This is a genomic window from Halomonas sp., assembly GCF_041689495.1.
GTDB lineage: Bacteria > Pseudomonadota > Gammaproteobacteria > Pseudomonadales > Halomonadaceae > Halomonas.
Genome location: NZ_JBDNGD010000464.1, coordinates 1 through 2,464 on the forward strand (window position 1 = coordinate 1; position 2,464 = coordinate 2,464).

2 pseudogenes are annotated in these 2,464 nt (G+C 54.5%); both read right to left on the reverse strand.

The features are described from left to right. Positions 1–1,071, reverse strand: a pseudogene (locus ACESMD_RS14150) (site-specific DNA-methyltransferase); the annotation flags it as partial. A gap of 270 nt (positions 1,072–1,341) precedes the next feature. Then, positions 1,342–2,382, reverse strand: a pseudogene (locus ACESMD_RS14155) (site-specific DNA-methyltransferase); the annotation flags it as partial. Positions 2,383–2,464: the final 82 nt, after the last annotated feature.

The following is a 2,464-nucleotide window of genomic DNA, read 5'->3' on the forward strand; positions in this document are numbered from 1 at the left end:
CGCCTTGAGGGTGGTCTTCAGCGACTTGTAGGGGTCGTTGGCGCCGAGGAAGTAGGCCTGGCGAACGAAGAAGCTTTCCTCGTTGTAGTCGGTGTCGATGAACCAGCAGGCGATGCCGTCGGCGCTGTCGGAGCGGACTTCACCGGTATTGGGGTGGAAGACATCCACGCCGTTGACCTTGACCCGTATCTGCCCGGGCTCACCATGGCCTGTTCCATTCGGGCCAGCGGCATCGAGGATATCGATATCCGGTTCGCCGAAGATGACGAAGAGGTTGCCCTTGCCGGTGTTCTTGAGGTCGTCGGCCATGTGCAGGTCGGCATTCATGCGCGCCTTGAGCACGGGAATGCGGCCGAGCTTGTCGAACTCGCTGGAGTGGGCGTCGTAGTTGAAGGCGCAGGCAATCAGCACATCGAAGTCAGCGTCGCCGGCTTCGCGGGCGGCGGCCACCAGGTCCGGTCGGGAGACGGTGCCGAACTCGGGACCGATGAAGATGGCGGCGCGTTTTTCCTTGCCGGATGCCTCGTCGCTTTCAAGCTCTTTACCTTCAAGCCCTTTACCCTCAAGAAATCGCCCCTCGGCGCAGACCAGATCGCCCGGCCAGGGGGTAAGGGCCGTGAAGGTGATCCGGTCGTCCTTGTGGGCCTGCTGGACTCCGGCGGTCTTGAGATTTTCCAGAATGATCTGCGTGAAGTCGCGCTCTTCACCGTAGGCACCGTCGCCCTCGGCAACCGCGGGGTCGATCAGTTCGTCGTTTTCATCAACGCCCAGCACTCGGTGGGGCGAGAGGCTCTCGACGGTGAAGGGCCCGGCGACGCGGACCTTCTTATTGTCCGGGTAGGGCTTGTCGTAGAGGAATTCGTGGTCGGCCTTGGCGGTGATGGAGGCGTCGATCTCCTGCTGGCGGGCGATGCGCTGATCCCACCACTTGGCGTGTAGCTTCTTGGCCTCTTCTGGCCACTCCTCACCCGGCTCTCGGGGAATTTCCCATTCTTCCCAGTTGGCCGCCAGGGCCTCGTTGATCTGCTCGCGAAGTGGTTCCAGTGTCTCCCGGAACCGGTCCCAGATCACATCGATCTCGGTGTTGTTGGCTATTAGGCCAGAAGTGATATATGAGCATCGCCGATAGACAAATCCGTGCCTAATACTACCTTTAGTTCGGGTGATAGAAGGCGCATGGTGAGTTATCTCTGCCTCTTTTTTTTGTCCCGCCGGGCTATCAGTTAGCATGTAATAGGGATAAAGCGTGCCCATAATACGCGCACGAGTGAGTGCTAACGCTACACGAGAGGTGTCGATTGTAATCCAACGACGGCCCCATTTTTCGGCTGCAGTTGCAGTGGTCCCAGAGCCGCAAGTAGGGTCTAAAACCAAGTCTCCAGGGTCCGTTGCCATTAGTAGGCATCTTTCAACAATGCGCTCGTTGGTTTGTACAACGTATACTTGATCAGATGCACCGCCGAACCCATCCCACCAATTTGAAATGGATTTGTATGGGAAGTCATCTAGATATCTTTTAAAGTCTAACGATGTCTTGCTGCGGACAAGGCGGTCGGCAACTAGATTTCTATCCATCCCGCTCAACCCTTGTTCAGGCTGAATGGATGTGTGGCTCCAGCATCGCCCTTTTGGCGGTGATACTGGGTCACCATCTAGGGAGATGGGCTTCATTTGATTTTTTCGCTCCCCTCCATTTGTTATGGGCCAAGGTCGGAAAAGCCTTCCGTTGGGGAACTCTTGTGCGATTCTCCTGGGAGTTGCTCGGAAATCTATATTTTCCCCTTCTTCATCATGGTATTTCTTTAGATTATATTTGTTTCCATTAGGATGTTCTATGCGAGAAAATTCATTTACTGTCTCGCCATCAATGCTTCTTTCCTCATAAAGGGGGTGGAATTTTGTTATTCCTTCTGACCTTGGTTTTTTTGAGTACCAGAGGATGAAATCATTGATCGGGTCCATTAATGATGATTTTTGACTTCCTTTTTTCTTTACAAGGATTTCAGTAACAAAGCAGTCTTCGCCAAAAACTTCGTCCATTACTGCTCGGATACGGTGAACATTTTCATCGCCTATTTGTACGAAAATAGATCCAGAGTCGTCTAGTAATTCGTGTGCTACGGTCAGCCGGTCACGCAGATAAGAGAGGTAGGAGTGAATGCCGTCCCGCCAAGTATCGCGAAAGGCTTTAACCTGTTCTGGCTCACGGGTGATGTGGTCGGCTTTGCCATCCTTGACGTCACGGCTGGTGGTGGACCACTGGAAGTTGGAGTTGAATTTGATCCCATAGGGTGGATCGAGATAGATGCACTGCACCTTGCCGCGCAGGCCCTCGCGCTCGGCCAGGCTGGCCATGACTTGCAGGCTGTCGCCGAGGATCATGCGGTTCTGCCACTTGCCTTCGTGCTGGTAGAACTCGGTCTTGTCGGCGTCTTCCGGCAGGCCGTTGAAGTCGCCGAACAGA